Raw genomic sequence first — 610 nt, 5'->3', positions numbered from 1 at the left:
ATTAATACTGTAGTTTGTGGTTTCACCTTAAACATTTCAGTATCCAGTTCGAATGCTTTTGGATTTACTTTTGGTCCTGCAAAACTGATTCCAATCATCAATAACATTGTGAACATAAATGACAATCCCATACAAATGTGAAACGGAATTTCAAAACCTCCTTTACCATTTGGCCAGGCTGTATATAAGAATGTTTCGTTTCCAAACATCTCAGGCGCATATTCATTAAATAAAACAGATAACAGAAAACCGGCAATTACACCTACAATTGCAGCCGTACCTGTTGTTCTCTTCCAGAACATCCCTAAAAAGAACATCGCAAATACTCCCGGACTAATAAATCCGGTATATTTCTGGATATAAGTAAATCCACCTACTCCACCAATTCCTAAAACATCGTTCCATGTAAACATTACAGCAAGAACCATTGCTCCAAAAACTGCAATTCTTCCAATATTTACCTGTTGCCTTTCTCCTGCATTCTTTTGAATGTATTTCTTATGAACGTCTAAAGTATAAATTGTAGAGATACTATTAACTTTACCTGCTAATGAAGCAACAATTGCAGCTGTCAATGCTGCCACTGACAATCCTTTTAAACCTGTTGGCA

At 36.1% G+C, this 610-nt stretch carries 1 protein-coding gene; it reads right to left on the bottom strand.

Translation table 11 applies throughout. From position 1 onward, the window contains the following. Positions 1 to 610, bottom strand: a 610-nt coding sequence (locus ABS764_RS16225; RefSeq protein WP_408082839.1) for a sodium:solute symporter family transporter, incomplete at both ends; no start/stop codon positions are given.

The organism is Flavobacterium plantiphilum (genome assembly GCF_046000495.1).
Classification (GTDB): domain Bacteria; phylum Bacteroidota; class Bacteroidia; order Flavobacteriales; family Flavobacteriaceae; genus Flavobacterium; species Flavobacterium plantiphilum.
Note: the sequence above shows the minus strand (reverse complement) of the source record. Positions and strands in the feature narration are given on the sequence as shown.